A 14,739-nucleotide genomic window follows, 5' to 3' on the forward strand; every position below is an offset into this window, starting at 1 on the left:
GCCCCCGTGCCCGACGGCGTGCCCGGCGTCCACCCGCTCCTCATCCCCGGCGGACTTGTCTGCCTGCTGGTCGTGGACGCCCTCGTGTGCACCGCACGTCGCGTGCCGCTCGCCGGACTGCCGCTGCTCACGATCTACAGCATCCCGGTCAGCCTCGTCGGCGGCGGGGTCTCCTGGTGGATCTTCGTGCTCACCGCGGCCGGCTTCCTGACACTGCTCTTCCTCCAGGAGAGCGAGCAGGTCGCGCGCTGGGGCCGGCCGCTCGGCCAGGACCCGGCCGACGCCGACTCCTCGGGGCTGCGGGTCGGCAGCGCGGCCACCCACACGAGTGCCGGCACCATCGGCTCGGTCGCGACCGCGCTCGCGCTGTGCGTGCCACTGCTGGTCCCGACCCTCGACCTGCACCTGCTCAACGGCGGTCACGGCTCCGGGGGCAACGGCGACATCTCGATCAGGAACCCGATCACAGACCTTCGTCGCGACCTGACCCGCCCCGCGGACTACCCCTCCTGCGGGTCACGACCGACGATCCGACCCCCGACTACCTGCGCATCTCGGTGCTCAACAGGTTCTCCGACAACGAGTGGAGCTCCGGGGACCGGGACGTCCCGACCGCCAACCTGGCCGAGGGCTCGATGCCGACCCTCGTCGGCGTGTCGTCGACGGTGCCGCGGACGGAGTACCACTACGACGTGATGATCGGCCCCGACTTCAAGTCGACCTGGCTGCCCACGCGGGCCCCGATCAGCCAGATCGACGCCCCCGGCGACTGGCGCTACGACGACTCCACGATGGACTTCATCGCCGGCGACAAGAACCTGACGACCGCGGGCATGAGCTACTCCATGACCGCCGTCGACCTCAACCCTCGGCCGTCGACCTGGCCAACGCCACCACCACGGGCAACATGGTCGGCCAGGAGTACACCGCGCTGCCGACGGACCTGCCTGCCATCGTGTCGACCCTCGCCACCCAGGTCACCCGGGACGCGCCGACCCGGTTCGAGAAGGCCGTCGCGCTCCAGCAGTGGTTCAGCTCCACCGGCGGCTTCACGTACTCGACCCGTGCGGCGCCGGGCAACGGCGTCAACGACCTGGTCAGGTTCCTCAGCGACAACGAGGGCGGCCGCACCGGCTACTGCGAGCAGTTCGCCTCGGCGATGGCGGTGATGGCCCGGGTCCTGCACATCCCGGCCCGCGTGGCCGTGGGCTTCCTGGAGCCGGACCAGGTCGGTCCGAACACCTATGAGTACAGCACCCACGACCTCCACGCCTGGCCCGAGCTGTTCTTCCCCGGCTCGGGCTGGGTGCGCTTCGAGCCGACGCCCGCCGGTGCCGGCACCTCGGTGCCGTCGTACACCACCCAGCAGCTGCCGGTCGTCAACCCCACCAGCCGGCCCAGCGCCTCGGCGTCCAGCAGCATCCTGCCGAGCCACCGCCCCAACGACACCGCGAACCCGAGCGAGTCGGCCGCGGCTGCGACTCACTCCGACGGCGGCCCCGGCTTCCCGTGGCTCCCGGTCGGGGGTGGGCTGCTCGTCGTGGTCCTGGCCGCGGGGCTGGCGCTCGTGCCCGCGCGATGCGTCGTACGCGTCGTCAGCGCCGGCTGGCCGGCGGCCCGGAGGAGGCGTGGGCCGAGCTGCGTGCCACCGCGCTGGACCTCGGGGTGCCCTGGCCCGAGGGGCGGTCACCACAGGAGACCCGCCGCCGTCTCGCGCGCTTCTTCGGCGCTCCCGTGGACGGCCACACGGCCGAGCGTCCCGCCCACGGACCCGAGGTGGCCCCGCAGGCCGTGGCCGCACTCGACCGGATCGTGCGGACGCTCGAGCTGTCGCGCTACGCACGCCACCCGGGACCGGACACGCCGCTGAGCGAAGACGTGGAGACCTGCCTGGCCGCGCTGTACGGCGGCGCCACCCGCGGTGCGCGCCGGCGGGCCGAGTGGTGGCCACGGTCGGTCGTCTCCCGGCCGGGCCGCCCGCACCCGGCGCAGGTCCGGCGCCCGGTGGAGGCGAGGTACGGCGGAGTCGTGGACCACGTCGGCTGACCAGCCGGCGTCGTCCCTCCCAGCATCATCCCCCGTGAGGGACGGGGCTCAGAACCCGCCGTTCTCCTCGCGGCGACGGCGCCAGCGCTGCTCCATGCGCTCCATGAAGGAGCCTGAGCTCGACCGGCGAGAGCGGCGGGTCCGGCCGGAGCGGCCTCCGTCGATGACGGTGAAGCCGTGGGCGGGGTGTCCGTGCGAGCGGGGCTCGGCGGAGCCGGACTGCTGGCCGCGGATCGCGGTGACCGCGATCGTGGCCGAGCCGAGCATGATGACGAACCCGGCGATGCCGAGTGCCCAGAAGCGCGAGTCGTTGCCGGAGAGGACGGCGCCGGTCATCAGGACGGCAATGCCGAGCACGAAACAGACTCCGGAGAAGATCGCCCGGCGGCGTGCCGACCGGCGCAGCGAGGTGCCGCGGAGCGTCGAGGCGAGCTTGGGGTCCTCCTCGACGAGGGCGCGCTCCATCTGCTCGAGCAGTCGGAGCTCCTCTTCCGAGAGCGGCACCGGTTCCTCCACGGGTCGAACTCAGGCCAGCCGACGTGCACGGCCTTGGCGTGCCACAAGTCTAGGCAGCGGGTGGTCATCGCGGTAGGCGGGTTGGGGAAATTAGTGATCAATCTGTCGGGCGGGGACCGGACCGCAGGTCCGGGGCTCACGACAGCAGGCTCGCCGGCCCCACCGCGGCCGACCCGAACCGCAGCGTCGCACGGTCCACCGCACGGTCGGCGTCCGACCAGCCGTGCTCCCGCTCGCCCAGGACCAGCTGCCGGTGGACGGTCTCCCGCGGGACCAGCCCCTCGACCCGCACCCCCACCAGCCGCAGCCGGGCCCGCTGCAGCCCGAGGGCGTCGTAGAGCCGGGTGGCGGCGCGGTAGACGTCCTGCGTCACGTCGGTGGCCTCGGGGAGGGTGCGGGAGCGGGTGATCGTGGTGAAGTCGGCGAACCGCACCTTGATCGTGACGGTGCGGCCCGCCACCCCCGCGACCCGCATCCGGCCGGCGACCTTCGTCGAGAGCCGCAGCAGCTCGCGCAGGACCACCTCGCGGTCGTCGGTGTCCCGCCCGAAGGTCTCGTCGGCCCCCATCGAGCGGTCGGGCTCGTCGGGGCCTCGTCGCGGGGTGATCACCCGGCGGTCGGCCCCCCAGGCCAGCTCGTGGAGGCTGCTGCCGAGGCCCTCGCCGACCGCACGCTGCAGCGTGCGCAGCGGGGTGTGGGCCACGTCTCCGACCGTGACCAGCCCCAGCCGGTGGAGCATCGCCCGGGTCTTCTCCCCCACGCCCCACAGCTCCCCGACGTCGAGCGGGTGGAGGAAGGAGGTGACCTCCTCGGGCGGGACCACGATCACGCCGTCGGGCTTGGCCCGGCGGCTGGCGAGCTTGGCCACCGACACCGTGGCCGCCACCCCGACCGAGCAGGTGATGCCCTGCTCGTCGTGGATCACCGCCCGGAGCTGCTCGGCGATCTCCAGGGGTGACCCGAGCCGCCGGGTCGACCCGCGCACGTCGAGGAACGCCTCGTCCAGCGAGAGCACCTCCACCAGCGGGGTCACCTGCCGGAAGCTCTCCATCACCGAGGACGACACCTGCCCGAACGTCTCGAAGTCCGGCGGCACCACCACGGCCTGCGGGCACAGTCGTCGGGCGCGGGTCATCGGCATCGCCGAGCGCACGCCGTACTGACGGGCGGCGTAGCTGGCCGAGAGCACCACGCCCCGGGACCCACCTCCCACGATCACCGGGACCTCCCAGAGGTCGGGCCGGTCGCGGGTCGCCACGGAGGCGTAGAACGCGTCCATGTCGACGTGGAGGATCGGCGTGGCCGGAGCACCGGCGGAGGTCATGCCGATGCTCCCGGCGATCCCGGGTCAGCGGGCGAGCACGTGCACCTGGGTCGCGAGGGGGAGGTACTCGGGCCGCTCCGCGACGGCGCGCTCGAGTTCGACCAGCGAAGCGGTGGCGCCGGGCTCGAGGTCGAGCAGGGAGCCGGGGACGAGGTCGGCGAAGACGCGCACCCCGTGCACCGAGGCGACCTCGAAGCCGGCGCCGACGAGCAGCGCGGTCGCCTCGTCGGGAGTGAACCGGTGACCGGACCGGGTCGGGGCGCCGTCGCGCGGACCGGCGGGCTCGAGCATGGCCAGGGCCTGCTGGAAGTGCCCGGCCATGGCCCGGGCGACCACGGCGGCGTGCCGCTGGGCGACCAGCAGGCTGAGCGTGCCCCCGGGGCGCAGCACCTCGCGGATCGTGGCCAGGGCGGCGGCGGGGTCGTCGACGACCTCGAGCACCCCGTGGCAGAGCACCACGTCGGCACTGTCGCTGCCGGTGATGTCCAGCAGCGTCGACAGGTCGCCCTGCTGGCCGACGACCTCCACGCCGCGCTCGCGGGCACGGCGGGACAGCGAGGCCAGGGCGTCGGGGCTGGGGTCGACCACCGAGACCCGGTGACCGAGCTCGGCGACCCGCACTGCGAACCCGCCGGTGCCGCCGCCGATGTCGAGGACGTCCCGGGGCTCCTCACCGAGGACCGGGAGCAGCGCCTCCCACACCACGGCGGTACGGGCGGCGCCCCGGCGTTCGCTGGGCCGATCACTGACTGGCATGCCCCCAACCCTAGGGCGTTGACGGGGCACCTCATCCCGCACTCCCGGGGCTGCGGTGCCAGAGCTTCCGCGAGACGTCCTTGGTGGACTCGCCGGCCGGCTTGATGTCGGCGTACGGCGAGAGCTTGAACCCGCTGGAGTGCACCAGCACCCGTCGACGGCCCATGCCGCCGGCCGCACTGTGGTGCGCGGGCTCCTCGGCCTCCCCCTCCCCGGTCGCGGGGAAGGACTGGGGACGTGCCATGACCGGCCGGGTGGCGCGGCTCTCGGCGGCACCGGCGACCGCGGCCTCCCCGACGAAGGCGTTGCCCTCGGGCACCACGGCCATCACCTCACGGACGGCGTCCAGGCCGGCGTCACCACCTCCACGCGACCGCCACAGCGCGAACAGCCCGGGCAGCTCCCAGCAGCCGGTCGCGCGCAGCGAGACGCCGCGGCGGCCGGTGCGTCGCAGCTCGCCGCGGACCACGAGCAGCCAGGAGTGGAAGACCGTGGCGGCGTAGGGCCCCTGGGCGTCCTCGAAGAACGTCGCATCGACCGGGCCGGTGGCGTCGTCGAGGGTCAGGAAGATGACCCGGCGCCCGGACCGGATCGGTGGGGTCTGGGTCGCGACCTTGACGCCCGCGACCAGCAATTCGGCCTTGCTGCGCCGGGACAGCAGGTCACGGCTGCGGGTCACCCCGAGCTCGTCGAGGAACCGGAGTAGGTGTCGACGACGTGCCGGCTGGCGTCGAGGCCCAGGATCTCGAGCTCGGCGCGCATCTTCTCCTCCGCGTCCATCTCCGGCAGGCCGCTGACCATCTCGTCCGGTCCCTCCCGGGCGCGTCCCCGAGGTCGAGGGCGAGCTGCACCGACGTCACCGGCCGCGGTGGCGGGGTGGCCCGGGACTGGGCGGCAGCCTTGGCCCACACGCCCGGGTCGGCCAGCGGGTGCCGCTCGAGGGCGGGCGCCCCCTCCCGGACCGCGGGATCGGTGCTGTTGCGGGCGGCGGCGTCCTCGGCCCGCGCCCGGGCGGTGGCGACGGTCCCGCTCCACGACTTCCGGCCGGCCAGCCCCCGACCCCGGCCGGCCCGCTCGACGGCCCGGGCGTGCCGGTCCAGCTCGGAGACCTGCAGCAGCAGGTCACGGCGGGTCACCCGGCCGCGGCGGCCGACCCCGTCGAGCGAGGTCCCGATGCCGTAGACGGAGTCGAACCCGCCGGCCAGCACGAGGCGCTCCGCGATCGGCCGGGACACCCCGGCGCGGTGCCAGAAGTCGGTCAGCGAGTGGTAGGGCCGGGCCGCGGTGACCCGCTCCACCTCGGCCTCGCTGATGCCCTTGACCTCCGCCAGCGCCAGCCGGATCCCCCACGGCCGCCCGTCGGGGATCCCCGGCTCCGGGGGCGGCTCGCCGGACACCTGGTCGACCCGCTCCACGACGTACTCCTTCTCCGAGGCGTTGACGTCGAGGCCGAGGACGGCGACACCGAGCTGGCGCGCGTCCTCGAGGATCAGCCGCTTGGGGTACATGCCCGGGTCGTGGGTGAGCACCCCGGCGAGGAAGTGGGCCGGCCAGTGCGCCTTGAGCCAGGCCGACTGGTAGGTCGGCAGCGCGAACGCCGCGGCGTGGGCCTTGCAGAAGCCGAACGACGCGAACGCCTCGAGGACCTTCCAGATCCCCTCGACCACGGCAGGGGGTAGCCGTGCGCCAGCGCCCGCGGGAAGAACCACAGCTTCGTCTCGGCCATGCCGTCGACGTCGCCGAGCGCGCGACGCTTCTCGTCGGCCTCGGCGTTGGAGATGCGGGCGAACCGGGCGATGATCTCGATGACCTGCTCGTGGAAGACCACCACGCCGTGGGTCTGCGCGAGGATCGGGCGCAGGTCCTCGTGGAGGTACGCCGGCTGCTTCCACCCCTGCTTGACGTCGAGGTAGGGCGTGATCATGTCGCTCTTGACCGGCCCGGGCCGGAAGAGCGAGATGTCGGTGATGATGTCCTCGAAGCTCTCGATGCCGGACTTGCCGACCAGCTCGCGCTGGCCGGGTGACTCGATCTGGAAGACGCCCAGGGTCCTGGCGGTCGAGATCATCGCGTAGGTCGCCGGGTCGTCGAAGGGCACCTGCTCCTCGTCGTCGAGGTCGATCTCCACGCCGTCGACCGCCGGATCTCGGTGAGGGCGTGGGCCATCGAGGACTGCATGCGGATGCCGAGCACGTCGAGCTTGAGCAGGCCGAGGTCCTCCACGTCGTCCTTGTCGAACTGGCTCATCGGGAAGCCGGCGTACGACGCCTCCACCGGGGTGCGGTCCAGCAGCGTGGCGTCGGAGAGCAGCACCCCGCACGGGTGCACCGCGATGTGGCGCGGCAGCCCGTCGAGCCGCTCCACGAGCCGGAACATCAGGTCGAGCCTTTCCTCCCCCAGGCCCGAGGCCCGCAGCTCCGGAGCTCGCGCAGGGCCACCGGGCGTCGCGGGCCCGGATGTGCGGGAACGCCTTGGCGATCGCGTCGATCTCGCCCGGCGGCATGCCGAGCGCGGCGCCGACGTCGCGGACGGCGTGGCGGACCCGGTAGGTGTCCATCATCGAGACGCACACGCACCGCTCGCCGCCGTAGCGGTCGAGGACCCGCTCGTAGACCTCCAGGCGGCGCGCCGACTCGACGTCGACGTCGATGTCGGGCAGCGCCTGGCGCAGTGGGGAGAGGAACCGCTCCATGAGCAGGCCGTGGCGGATCGGGTCGACCCGGAGATGCCGAGCAGGTAGTTGACCAGGCTGCCCGCCCCCGAGCCGCGCGCCGCGCAGCGCACGCCCATGTCGCGGATCAGGTCGGTGACGTCGCCGACGGTGAGGAAGTACGACGCGTAGCCGAGCTCGCGGATCACCTCCAGCTCGTCGTCGAGCCGCTTCCAGAGGACCTGGCGGGGCGCCGAGCCGTAGCGGTCGCCGACCGCGCCCTCGGCCCGGGCGCGGAGCAGGGCGTCGGCCGGGCTCGCGCCGGGGGTGGCCCGGGGCACGACGCCGCCGGCAGAGAGCTCGAACTCCGGGAAGTGCACCTCCCCCAGCCCCAGGTCGGCGCGGGGGTCGAGCGCGCACCGGTCCGCCACCGCGCGGGTGCGGGCCAGCAGCTGCCGGGCCTCGCGGGCCGGGTCGGCGGCCAGCCCGGCGAGCCGGCAGATCTCCTCGGCGACCTCGGCCATCTCCTTGCCGGACTTGAGGAACCCCTCGGCGTTGCCCCGGTCCACGTGCCGGCGGTCGAGGGCGACCAGCCGGCGGGCGGCGTCGAGGACGTCCACGGTGGGGGCGTCGCGGCGGTCGGCGTAGCGCACTGCGTTGGTGAGCACGGTCCCGAGACCGGCCTGCCGGGCCACCCCGGCCATCCGGGCGGCGTGCGGGGTGGTGCCGGGGCCCCAGCTGCCACCGGCCCCCCGAGGCGGTGGGAGACCAGCTCGACCAGGAGGTTCTCCCTCGGCACCAGCGACCGCCAGGGCGCGAGCGCCGCGTGGGCAAGGTCGTCGCGACGCCGGGTGACCGCGGCCCCCAGCTCGGAGGCGGGCCCCAGCAGCACCAGCAGGTCGCCGGAGCCGAGCAGCTCGGCCACCGCCGGCCCCCGGGTCGAGCACGGGCGTGCCCCGCTCACCGGCCAGGTGGGTGGCCGAGACGAGCCGGCACAGCGCCGCCCACCCCGCCGGCCCTCGGCCAGGAGCGTCGCCCGGGGCAGCCGGGGGTCGCGGAAACGCCCCGCCCCGCACCGGCGTGCGGGCCCGGCCCGGGACGGCGGACGAACCGGTCGCCCGGCCGGCCCCGTCGTACGACGTCGCGGGCCGTGGGCGAGGTCCACGCCCAGCACCGGGCGCACCCCCGCGGACAGGCACGCCTTGGCGAACTTCACCGCGCCATAGGTGCCGTCCCGGTCGGTCAGGGCCAGGGTGTCCATCTCGTGCTCGACGGCCCGCGCGACCAGCACGTGCGGGTGGGACGCGCCGTACTGCAGGGAGTAGCCCGAGGCCACGTGGAGATGGGGGAAGGGATCGGGGCACGGGTCGCCTCCTGCGCGCGCAGCCGGCTCGACCCCTGACTGTCACATCGAACACCTGTTCGAACAACACCACTCTATCCCGCTCCTCCCGCCGCACGCCACCCGAAGCGCTCAGCTCACGTGGCGCACGACCTGGGCCCGCGCCGGCGCGTGCGGCACCAGCCCGAGGGACTGCTCGACCGCGAGGAACCGGTCGGCGTCGCGGACCAGGTCGTCGGCCTCGCGCTCGGTCACCGCCCGCACCGAGCCCGCCTCCGCCGCGGCCCGCTTGCCCGCGCCGGCGGAGAAGAACCGGGCCCACTCGGCGAGCTCGGGAGCCACCTCGGCCAGCAGCACCCAGGCGTTCTTCTGGGGCCGCCGGCGCGCCGGCGCCGGGTGCGCCCGCGCCGCCAGCAGGGCGGCGGCGGCGCGCAGCGCGGCGACGTGGGCACAGGCATAGCGGGCCGGCACCTCGGCATCGACCATCGCCTCGCTCAGCGACTCGGCCGCGCGTGCGAGGTAGGAGTGGGTGGTGGCCGGCAGCGCATAGGGGTTGGGGGCGCTCATCTCGCTCCCCCTCAGTCCGCGCAGCCGACGAGCTGCCAGCGACCGTCGCCCCAGTCGAAGGAGAGGTCGAAGACCCCACCCCCGTCGGCGGCCTCGCCGGACGCGGGACCGCGCCCGGCCTCGACCCGCCACAGCTCGCGCTCGACCAGCAGGTCCCCGGCCACCGCCGACGACGCGCCCGCTCCGACGGCCCGCCCGCTCCGGACGGCGAGTCCTCGGACCCGATCACCGCCCGCGCCCCGGACGACTGCCACCACGGCGTCGTCTCCACCCAGTGGGCGACCACCGCCCGCACCTTCCACAACCGCCCCCGCCACAGGAACTGCTCGGGAGCCTCCACGCCGTCACCATCCCCTGCGCACCTCCACCGGGTCGTCGTACCGCCTCATCACGCCACCTCTCGCGCCATCGGTCTCGACCCCGGACACCGACCCCGGCACCGCACCGCTCCCGGTCTCACCGGTCGCACCGACCAGCGGCCGGCCCGGCGGGGGCGGGGTCGAGGTCGCCCCCACCGAGCGGCTGGCTCGAACATCTGTTCGAACACTCAGAACGGTACACCCCGGCGCCGACAGGACGTCAAGACCCGCGCGCGTGGCGGAGGCAGAACCCCTGCGGACGCGAAAGTCCCCGCCGCTCGGCACCTCGGCGGGGCTTCCGGAGGGTGCCGAACGGCGGGGACCACCCGTGAGGTTGCTACCTGCCGGGGACGGGACGGGGCTCGTTCCACGCCCCGCGCATGAAGGAGGAGGTGTCGCGGTGCCACAGGAAGAACAGCAGCGCGAGGTCGAGCACGGCGGAGACCACCGAGAGCACGTAGAAGAGCGCCGGCGGTTCGGTGCGCAGGCCGGCGAGGCTCGCCACGGCCATCAGCACCGCCAGGGCGGTGAGCGCCAGGCGCGCCCACGCGTGCCCGCTGCGGAAGAACATCAGCAGCACGCCCGCCAGCAGTGCGAACACGACGAAGAGCACGATCGCCACCGGGACGAACGACGGCGGCTGCACCGAGCCGGTCTCGTCCGGGTGCCCGGAGGCCCAGGAGTCGACCAGGCTGCCACGCAGGAGGATCGTGAGCAGGGCGGTCAACCCGCTCAGGGCCACCAGCCCACCCAGGACCCAGGTCGCACCGCACACCGAGCGCGGACGCTGCCGACTCATGCACTCTCCTCTCCCGGGTCTCCCCCGGGGCTCCGCCCGGCGTTCCCACGCCGAACACCCACAGCTCGAGCGGCCCCCGCCCGTGGCTAGGGTCGCAGTATGACGACCGAGCACCCCACGATCACCCGATTTCGAGACGAACACCGGGCTCGTGGGGGGACCGGTGAGGTGGTCATTCTCCCCGACTCCGTCCACACCGCAGCATTGGCGGCCGAGGCGCTCGGCTGCGAGGTGGGGGCGATCGCCAACAGCCTGCTCTTCGACGCCGAGGGCTCGCCCGTGCTGATCCTCACCTCGGGCGCGCACCGGGTCGACACCGGCCGCGCCGCCGAGCGCATCGGGGTCACCGAGCTCCGCCGCGCGAAGCCGGAGTTCGTGCGTGAGCACACCGGCCAGGTCATCGGCGGCGTCTCCCCCATCGGCCACCCCGCTCCGGTGCCGACGTACCTCGACCCCTGGCTGCGCACGTACGACGTGGTCTGGGCCGCCGCCGGCCATCCCGCCGCCGTGTTCTCCACGACGTACGACGAGCTGCTCACCCTCACCGGCGCCACCGAGGTCGAGGTCGACTGACGCCATGGAGATCTGGATCAACCCCGCCTGCTCGAAGTGCCGCACCGCGACCGCCGAGCTCGACGCCGCGGGCGTCGACTACACGGTGCGCCGCTACCTGGAGGACCCGCCGACCGCCGCGGAGCTCGGCGAGGTCGTGGCACGGCTCGGGCTCGAGCCGTGGGACGTGGCGCGGCCGAAGGAGACCCGGGAGGCGGGCATCGACCTGCCCGCGAGCCGGGCCACCGCGAGGCCTGGCTGGCGGCGATGGCGGAGCACCCGGCGACCATCCAGCGGCCGATCATCACCGCCGCCGACGGCACCACCGTGATCGGCCGGGATGCGGACGCCCTGGCCCGCGTGGCCGAGGCCGAGGGAGCCCACTGAGGCTCGTGCCCGTCACCGAGCGCGCCTAGACTCCGCGCGTGGACTCGCTCGCACTGGCGTTCTCGAGCGGCTGGGCCAGCGGGGTGAACTGCTACCTGGTCGTGCTGGTCCTGGGCCTCGCGGACCGGGTCGGCGGGTTCGCCGGCATCCCCGACGCGCTGGGTCGCTGGGACGTGCTGGCGGTCGCGTTCTTCCTCTACTCCTTCGAGTTCGTGGCCGACAAGATCCCGTACGTCGACTCCACGTGGGACCTGGTCTCGACCGCGATCCGCCCGACCGCCGGCGCCGTGGTGGGCGTCCTGATCGCCGGCCAGGCGGACTCGCTCGACGCGGCGGTGCTCGGCGTGGTCGGCGGCGGGACGGCGCTGCTGTCCCACCTGGCCAAGGCGGGCGGGCGGCTGGCGCTGAACACCTCCCCCGAGCCGGTCACCAACATCACGGCCAGCGTGGCCGAGGACGTCACGGTGCTGGCGGTCGTGTGGTTCGCGATCGAGCACCCGCGGGGCGCGGCCGCCGTCGCCGGGGTGCTGCTGGCGGCGGGGCTGCTCCTGCTCCTCCTGCTCGCGCGGCTGGTCCGGCGCGGCTGGCGCCGGTGGCGGCGCAGGCGCGACCCGCGTCCCCGCCCCGGTATTCCGGTGGCCGACCCGCCGCGCACTCACTAGCGTCGGTGCATGGGACGCACGACCGACCGGCCGCTCAGCGATCCCGCCACCCGCGCGGCGGTGACCGCCCGGCTCGGCGAGCTCTACGCCGGGCGCCCCGTGCTCGTCGGCCCGGGGGTGCTGGCGGGCTTCACCCCGGTCGTGCACTGGCTGCGCGAGCTCGACTGCCCCGTGCTCGTGGTCTCCACCGCCCGCGGTGCCGGCCGGGTCCCCGACGCCGGCGAGTGCGTGGTCGTCGAGGTGGCCCCGCCGGCCGCGACCATGCCCACCGACGAGCTGCGCGCCCACGACAAGCTCGTCCGCCACCTGCCCGCAGAGGCGGTGGCCGCGATCGAGGCGTTCGACCCGGACCGGCAGGCGGTCTGGTACACCTCCCCCTTCGTCACCACCGACGAGCCGATCCTGGGCCGCCCGGTCACCGGCGGCCGACCGGCGTCGTTCCTCGCCCTCGAGGACAAGATGCTGGCCGACGGCATCTGGGCGGCGGCCGGGGTGCGGTCCGCGCCGTACGTGATCGAGCCCGTGGACGCGCGTGCCCTCGCCGCAGCCACCGCCCGGCTCTCCGGCCCCCTCGGCGCGGTCTGGTCCGGCGACGCCCGCGACGGCTTCAACGGCGGCGGCAACTACGTGCGCTGGATCCGTGACGACCGGGACGCCGCGGCGGCCCGTGCGTTCTTCCTGCCGCGGTGCGACCGGGTCCGGGTGATGCCGTTCCTCGACGGCGTGCCCTGCTCGATCCACGGCTTCGTGCTCCCCGACGGCACCGCGGCGTTCAGGCCGGTGGAGATCGCGGTGCTGCGCGATCCCGTCAGGCGGGAGTTCGTCTACGGCGGGCTCGGCACCTTCTGGGACCCGCCCGAGGGCGATCGGGAGCAGATGCGTGACGTCGTCCGACGCGTGGGCGCGCACCTCCAGGAGACCGAGGGCTACCGCGGCGCGTTCGGGATCGACGGGGTGCTCACGGCCGACGGCTTCCGGCCCACCGAGCTCAACACCCGCATGTCGGCCGGGGTGTCCACCGTCGCGCAGGTCGACCTCCGGTTCTTCACGCTCCTGCAGGCCACCCTGGTCGCCGGCGTCGACCCCGGGGTGCGGGTCGCCGACCTCGAGGCGATGGTGCCCTTGATGGACGCGCGTCGCTGCGGCAGGGCCGTTGCCTTCGGCCGGGGCGCGACGGTCGAAGGCGACGTCAGCTTCCCGGTCACCTGGGACGGTCGGGCCTTCGAGCGGGCGGACGACGAGACGGGCAACACCCTGATCATGGCCGACACGCCCACCGGCTTCTTCGCCAAGCTCGACCCCTGCCTCGCGCTGGCCCCGGGGGCGCGACTGGCCGAGGTCAACGTGGCCCTGTTCGCCTTCGTCGACCGGCTGCTCGGCTCGGACTTCGGCGCCCTCGAGCCGGCGCCCGACCTGCGCCGCGTCGGGCTCACCACGGCACCGTAGGGTCTGGGGCCATGGCGCGCGTCGTGGTGGTCGGTGGCGGGTACGGCGGCCTGGCCTCCGCGGCACGTCTGGCCAAGCTGGGCCACGAGGTGACGCTGCTGGAGCGCTCGCCGTCCCTCGGGGGTGCGCTCGTCGCGGAGTCCACGGAGGGGTTCGCGTGGGACGCCGGGCCGACCCACGCGCTGCTGCCCGCGGTGGTGAGGGACCTCTTCCGCAAGTCGGGGCGCCCGGTCGAGCGCGAGCTGGAGCTGGTCCCCGTGGACGTGATCAGCGAGCACCGCTTCGAGGACGGCTCCTCGGTCTCCCTGCCCGGCGGCTCGCGCGCGGCCCAGATCGCGGCCTTCGACGAGCTGGGCCCGGGCCTGGGCAGGCGCTGGGTCGACCACGTGGCGTCGTACGCCGACGACTGGGCCGTGCTCCGTCGGGGGTACCTCGAGCAGCCCTGGGACCCGGACGACCTCTCCCGGGAGCTGGCGGCGCGGCTGGACAGCCGCGAGGTGCTGCACAAGCGCCTGCGCCGGACGTTCAAGGACGAGCGGCTGCGGCTGGTGGCCGGCCACCCGTTCGTCGCCGAGGGCCACGACCTGCGCAACGTGCCCGCCTGGCTGGGGGTGACGGCGTACGTCCAGCAGCGTTTCGGCGCGTGGACGGTCGAGGGTGGGATGGCCGGGCTGGCCGCCGCCCTCGAGCGGCGGCTGGCCACCCGCAAGGTGACGGTGCGGACGTCCACGGTCGTGTCGGACCTCGTCGTGCGCGAGGGTCGGGTGGTGGCCGTCGCGACGGCGGAGGGTGACGTGGACGCCGACGTCGTGGTGTGCGCCGTGGACCCGCGCCGGCTCCCGGCCCTCGCCGGCTACGTCCGGCGCACGATGCCGGCGATCCCGCCGGTGGTGGTCCACCTCGGGCTCGAGGGACCGGTGCCGGAGCTGCCGCGCGAGACGGTCCTCCACGGTGACCCGATGCTCGTGGTGCGCACCGGCGGTCGGGCCCCGGAGGGCCATGCCGCGTGGACCGTGCACGGACGCGGCCGCCTCGCCGAGGACATGCTGCTCGCGCTCGCCCGCCGCGGGCTCGACGTGCGCGCCCACGTCGTCGCCCGGGTCGACCGTTCGCCCCGCGACCTGGTCGAGCGGTGGGGCGGGTCCCCCCTCGGCGTGCTGTGGCAGGGACGCGCGACGGTCCGGCAACGACTCGGCCCGGCCACCCCCGTGGCCGGTGTGTACGCCGCCGGCGCCCACGCCACCCCCGGCGCCGGTCTCCCGTTCGTCGGGCTCTCGGCGGCGCTGGTGGCCCAGGCCGTCGGCCCCGCCTGACCTCCTCGACCGACCGGGCG

Annotated in this window: 18 protein-coding genes and 4 pseudogenes; 9 read left to right on the forward strand and 13 right to left on the reverse strand. The window is 74.5% G+C overall.

Annotated features, from left to right (window positions below):
* Window positions 1-18 precede the first annotated feature (18 nt).
* From H0S67_RS14745 to H0S67_RS14755, 4 genes and pseudogenes are all read left to right on the forward strand, one after another.
* Window positions 19-489, forward strand: a pseudogene (locus H0S67_RS14745) (TgpA N-terminal domain-containing protein); the annotation flags it as partial.
* Window positions 490-557: 68 nt separating this feature from the next.
* Window positions 558-812, forward strand: a pseudogene (locus H0S67_RS28255) (hypothetical protein); the annotation flags it as partial.
* Between the two features lie 95 nt (window positions 813-907).
* Complete coding sequence (locus H0S67_RS14750; RefSeq protein WP_180933663.1) at window positions 908-1,870, forward strand: transglutaminase-like domain-containing protein; 963 nt, start codon at window positions 908-910, stop codon at window positions 1,868-1,870.
* A gap of 8 nt (window positions 1,871-1,878) precedes the next feature.
* Window positions 1,879-2,046: a hypothetical protein gene (locus H0S67_RS14755; RefSeq protein WP_180933664.1), complete on the forward strand. Its 168-nt coding sequence runs from the start codon at window positions 1,879-1,881 to the stop codon at window positions 2,044-2,046.
* A gap of 48 nt (window positions 2,047-2,094) precedes the next feature.
* Here the strand turns inward: H0S67_RS14755 and H0S67_RS14760 are convergent, their stop codons facing one another.
* From H0S67_RS14760 to H0S67_RS14805, 13 genes and pseudogenes are all read right to left on the reverse strand, one after another.
* Entirely contained in the window at window positions 2,095-2,550 is a 456-nt protein-coding gene (locus H0S67_RS14760; RefSeq protein ID WP_180933665.1) for a DUF3040 domain-containing protein, read from the reverse strand.
* 148 nt (window positions 2,551-2,698) lie between these two features.
* The gene (gene dinB, locus H0S67_RS14765) at window positions 2,699-3,886 is read right to left on the reverse strand and encodes a DNA polymerase IV (protein ID WP_180933666.1); all 1,188 of its coding nucleotides are present in this window, start codon (window positions 3,884-3,886) and stop codon (window positions 2,699-2,701) included.
* Between the two features lie 24 nt (window positions 3,887-3,910).
* A complete protein-coding gene (locus H0S67_RS14770; protein WP_180933667.1) occupies window positions 3,911-4,642 on the reverse strand; it encodes a methyltransferase domain-containing protein in 732 nt (243 codons plus the stop codon).
* A gap of 31 nt (window positions 4,643-4,673) precedes the next feature.
* Complete coding sequence (locus H0S67_RS23720; RefSeq protein ID WP_219635284.1) at window positions 4,674-5,321, reverse strand: OB-fold nucleic acid binding domain-containing protein; 648 nt, start codon at window positions 5,319-5,321, stop codon at window positions 4,674-4,676.
* A complete protein-coding gene (locus tag H0S67_RS25455; protein ID WP_246355387.1) occupies window positions 5,305-6,150 on the reverse strand; it encodes a helix-hairpin-helix domain-containing protein in 846 nt (281 codons plus the stop codon). Before H0S67_RS25455 ends, H0S67_RS23720 begins: the two co-directional genes overlap by 17 nt.
* Window positions 6,132-6,770 carry a hypothetical protein gene (locus tag H0S67_RS25460; protein ID WP_180933668.1) on the reverse strand — a complete coding sequence of 213 codons (639 nt, stop codon included), beginning with the start codon at window positions 6,768-6,770 and terminating at the stop codon, window positions 6,132-6,134. Before H0S67_RS25460 ends, H0S67_RS25455 begins: the two co-directional genes overlap by 19 nt.
* Window positions 6,707-7,057, reverse strand: coding sequence for a hypothetical protein (locus tag H0S67_RS26800; RefSeq protein WP_281369048.1), 351 nt, complete (start codon window positions 7,055-7,057; stop codon window positions 6,707-6,709). Before H0S67_RS26800 ends, H0S67_RS25460 begins: the two co-directional genes overlap by 64 nt.
* 100 nt (window positions 7,058-7,157) lie before the next feature.
* Window positions 7,158-7,594: pseudogene (locus H0S67_RS28260) on the reverse strand (hypothetical protein); the annotation flags it as partial.
* Window positions 7,498-8,628 (reverse strand): PHP domain-containing protein, encoded by a 1,131-nt coding sequence (locus tag H0S67_RS28265; RefSeq protein ID WP_180933670.1) that lies wholly within the window; start codon window positions 8,626-8,628, stop codon window positions 7,498-7,500. The pseudogene H0S67_RS28260 and the gene H0S67_RS28265, both read right to left, overlap by 97 nt.
* A 138-nt stretch (window positions 8,629-8,766) precedes the next feature.
* Entirely contained in the window at window positions 8,767-9,201 is a 435-nt protein-coding gene (locus H0S67_RS14795) for an SAV_6107 family HEPN domain-containing protein (RefSeq protein WP_180933671.1), read from the reverse strand.
* 11 nt (window positions 9,202-9,212) lie between these two features.
* On the reverse strand, window positions 9,213-9,455 hold the full coding sequence (locus H0S67_RS25470; protein ID WP_180933672.1) for a hypothetical protein: 243 nt from the start codon (window positions 9,453-9,455) through the stop codon (window positions 9,213-9,215).
* A gap of 20 nt (window positions 9,456-9,475) precedes the next feature.
* Window positions 9,476-9,541 (reverse strand): annotated as a pseudogene (locus tag H0S67_RS28270) (DUF6504 family protein); the annotation flags it as partial.
* Window positions 9,542-9,897: 356 nt separating this feature from the next.
* The gene (locus H0S67_RS14805; RefSeq protein WP_180933673.1) at window positions 9,898-10,359 is read right to left on the reverse strand and encodes a hypothetical protein; all 462 of its coding nucleotides are present in this window, start codon (window positions 10,357-10,359) and stop codon (window positions 9,898-9,900) included.
* Between the two features lie 168 nt (window positions 10,360-10,527).
* Between H0S67_RS14805 and H0S67_RS14810 the strand changes: the two genes are divergently transcribed.
* The 5 genes from H0S67_RS14810 (at window position 10,528) to H0S67_RS14830 (ending at window position 14,719) form a co-directional block, all read left to right on the forward strand.
* Window positions 10,528-10,932: a YbaK/EbsC family protein gene (locus H0S67_RS14810; protein ID WP_246354754.1), complete on the forward strand. Its 405-nt coding sequence runs from the start codon at window positions 10,528-10,530 to the stop codon at window positions 10,930-10,932.
* A gap of 4 nt (window positions 10,933-10,936) precedes the next feature.
* Window positions 10,937-11,242 carry a thioredoxin domain-containing protein gene (locus H0S67_RS14815; RefSeq protein WP_246355445.1) on the forward strand — a complete coding sequence of 102 codons (306 nt, stop codon included), beginning with the start codon at window positions 10,937-10,939 and terminating at the stop codon, window positions 11,240-11,242.
* A gap of 94 nt (window positions 11,243-11,336) precedes the next feature.
* Entirely contained in the window at window positions 11,337-11,960 is a 624-nt protein-coding gene (locus H0S67_RS14820) for a DUF4126 domain-containing protein (protein ID WP_180933675.1), read from the forward strand.
* 9 nt (window positions 11,961-11,969) lie between these two features.
* On the forward strand, window positions 11,970-13,406 hold the full coding sequence (locus H0S67_RS14825) for a hypothetical protein (protein WP_180933676.1): 1,437 nt from the start codon (window positions 11,970-11,972) through the stop codon (window positions 13,404-13,406).
* A gap of 11 nt (window positions 13,407-13,417) precedes the next feature.
* A complete protein-coding gene (locus H0S67_RS14830; RefSeq protein WP_180933677.1) occupies window positions 13,418-14,719 on the forward strand; it encodes a phytoene desaturase family protein in 1,302 nt (433 codons plus the stop codon).
* Window positions 14,720-14,739 lie beyond the last annotated feature (20 nt).

It is taken from the genome of Nocardioides ungokensis, from assembly GCF_013466985.1.
Lineage (GTDB): Bacteria > Actinomycetota > Actinomycetes > Propionibacteriales > Nocardioidaceae > Nocardioides > Nocardioides ungokensis.

Bases quoted from the DNA above. Each gene is read 5' to 3' on its own strand.
- H0S67_RS14750 (WP_180933663.1), top strand. From the start codon at position 908: ATGGTCGGCCAGGAGTACACCGCGCTGCCGACGGACCTGCCTGCCATC.
- dinB (WP_180933666.1), bottom strand. From the start codon at position 3,886: ATGACCTCCGCCGGTGCTCCGGCCACGCCGATCCTCCACGTCGACATG.
- H0S67_RS14770 (WP_180933667.1), bottom strand. From the start codon at position 4,642: ATGCCAGTCAGTGATCGGCCCAGCGAACGCCGGGGCGCCGCCCGTACC.
- H0S67_RS25455 (WP_246355387.1), bottom strand. From the start codon at position 6,150: ATGTACCCCAAGCGGCTGATCCTCGAGGACGCGCGCCAGCTCGGTGTC.
- H0S67_RS14795 (WP_180933671.1), bottom strand. From the start codon at position 9,201: ATGAGCGCCCCCAACCCCTATGCGCTGCCGGCCACCACCCACTCCTAC.
- H0S67_RS14805 (WP_180933673.1), bottom strand. From the start codon at position 10,359: ATGAGTCGGCAGCGTCCGCGCTCGGTGTGCGGTGCGACCTGGGTCCTG.
- H0S67_RS14815 (WP_246355445.1), top strand. From the start codon at position 10,937: ATGGAGATCTGGATCAACCCCGCCTGCTCGAAGTGCCGCACCGCGACC.
- H0S67_RS14825 (WP_180933676.1), top strand. From the start codon at position 11,970: ATGGGACGCACGACCGACCGGCCGCTCAGCGATCCCGCCACCCGCGCG.
- H0S67_RS14830 (WP_180933677.1), top strand. From the start codon at position 13,418: ATGGCGCGCGTCGTGGTGGTCGGTGGCGGGTACGGCGGCCTGGCCTCC.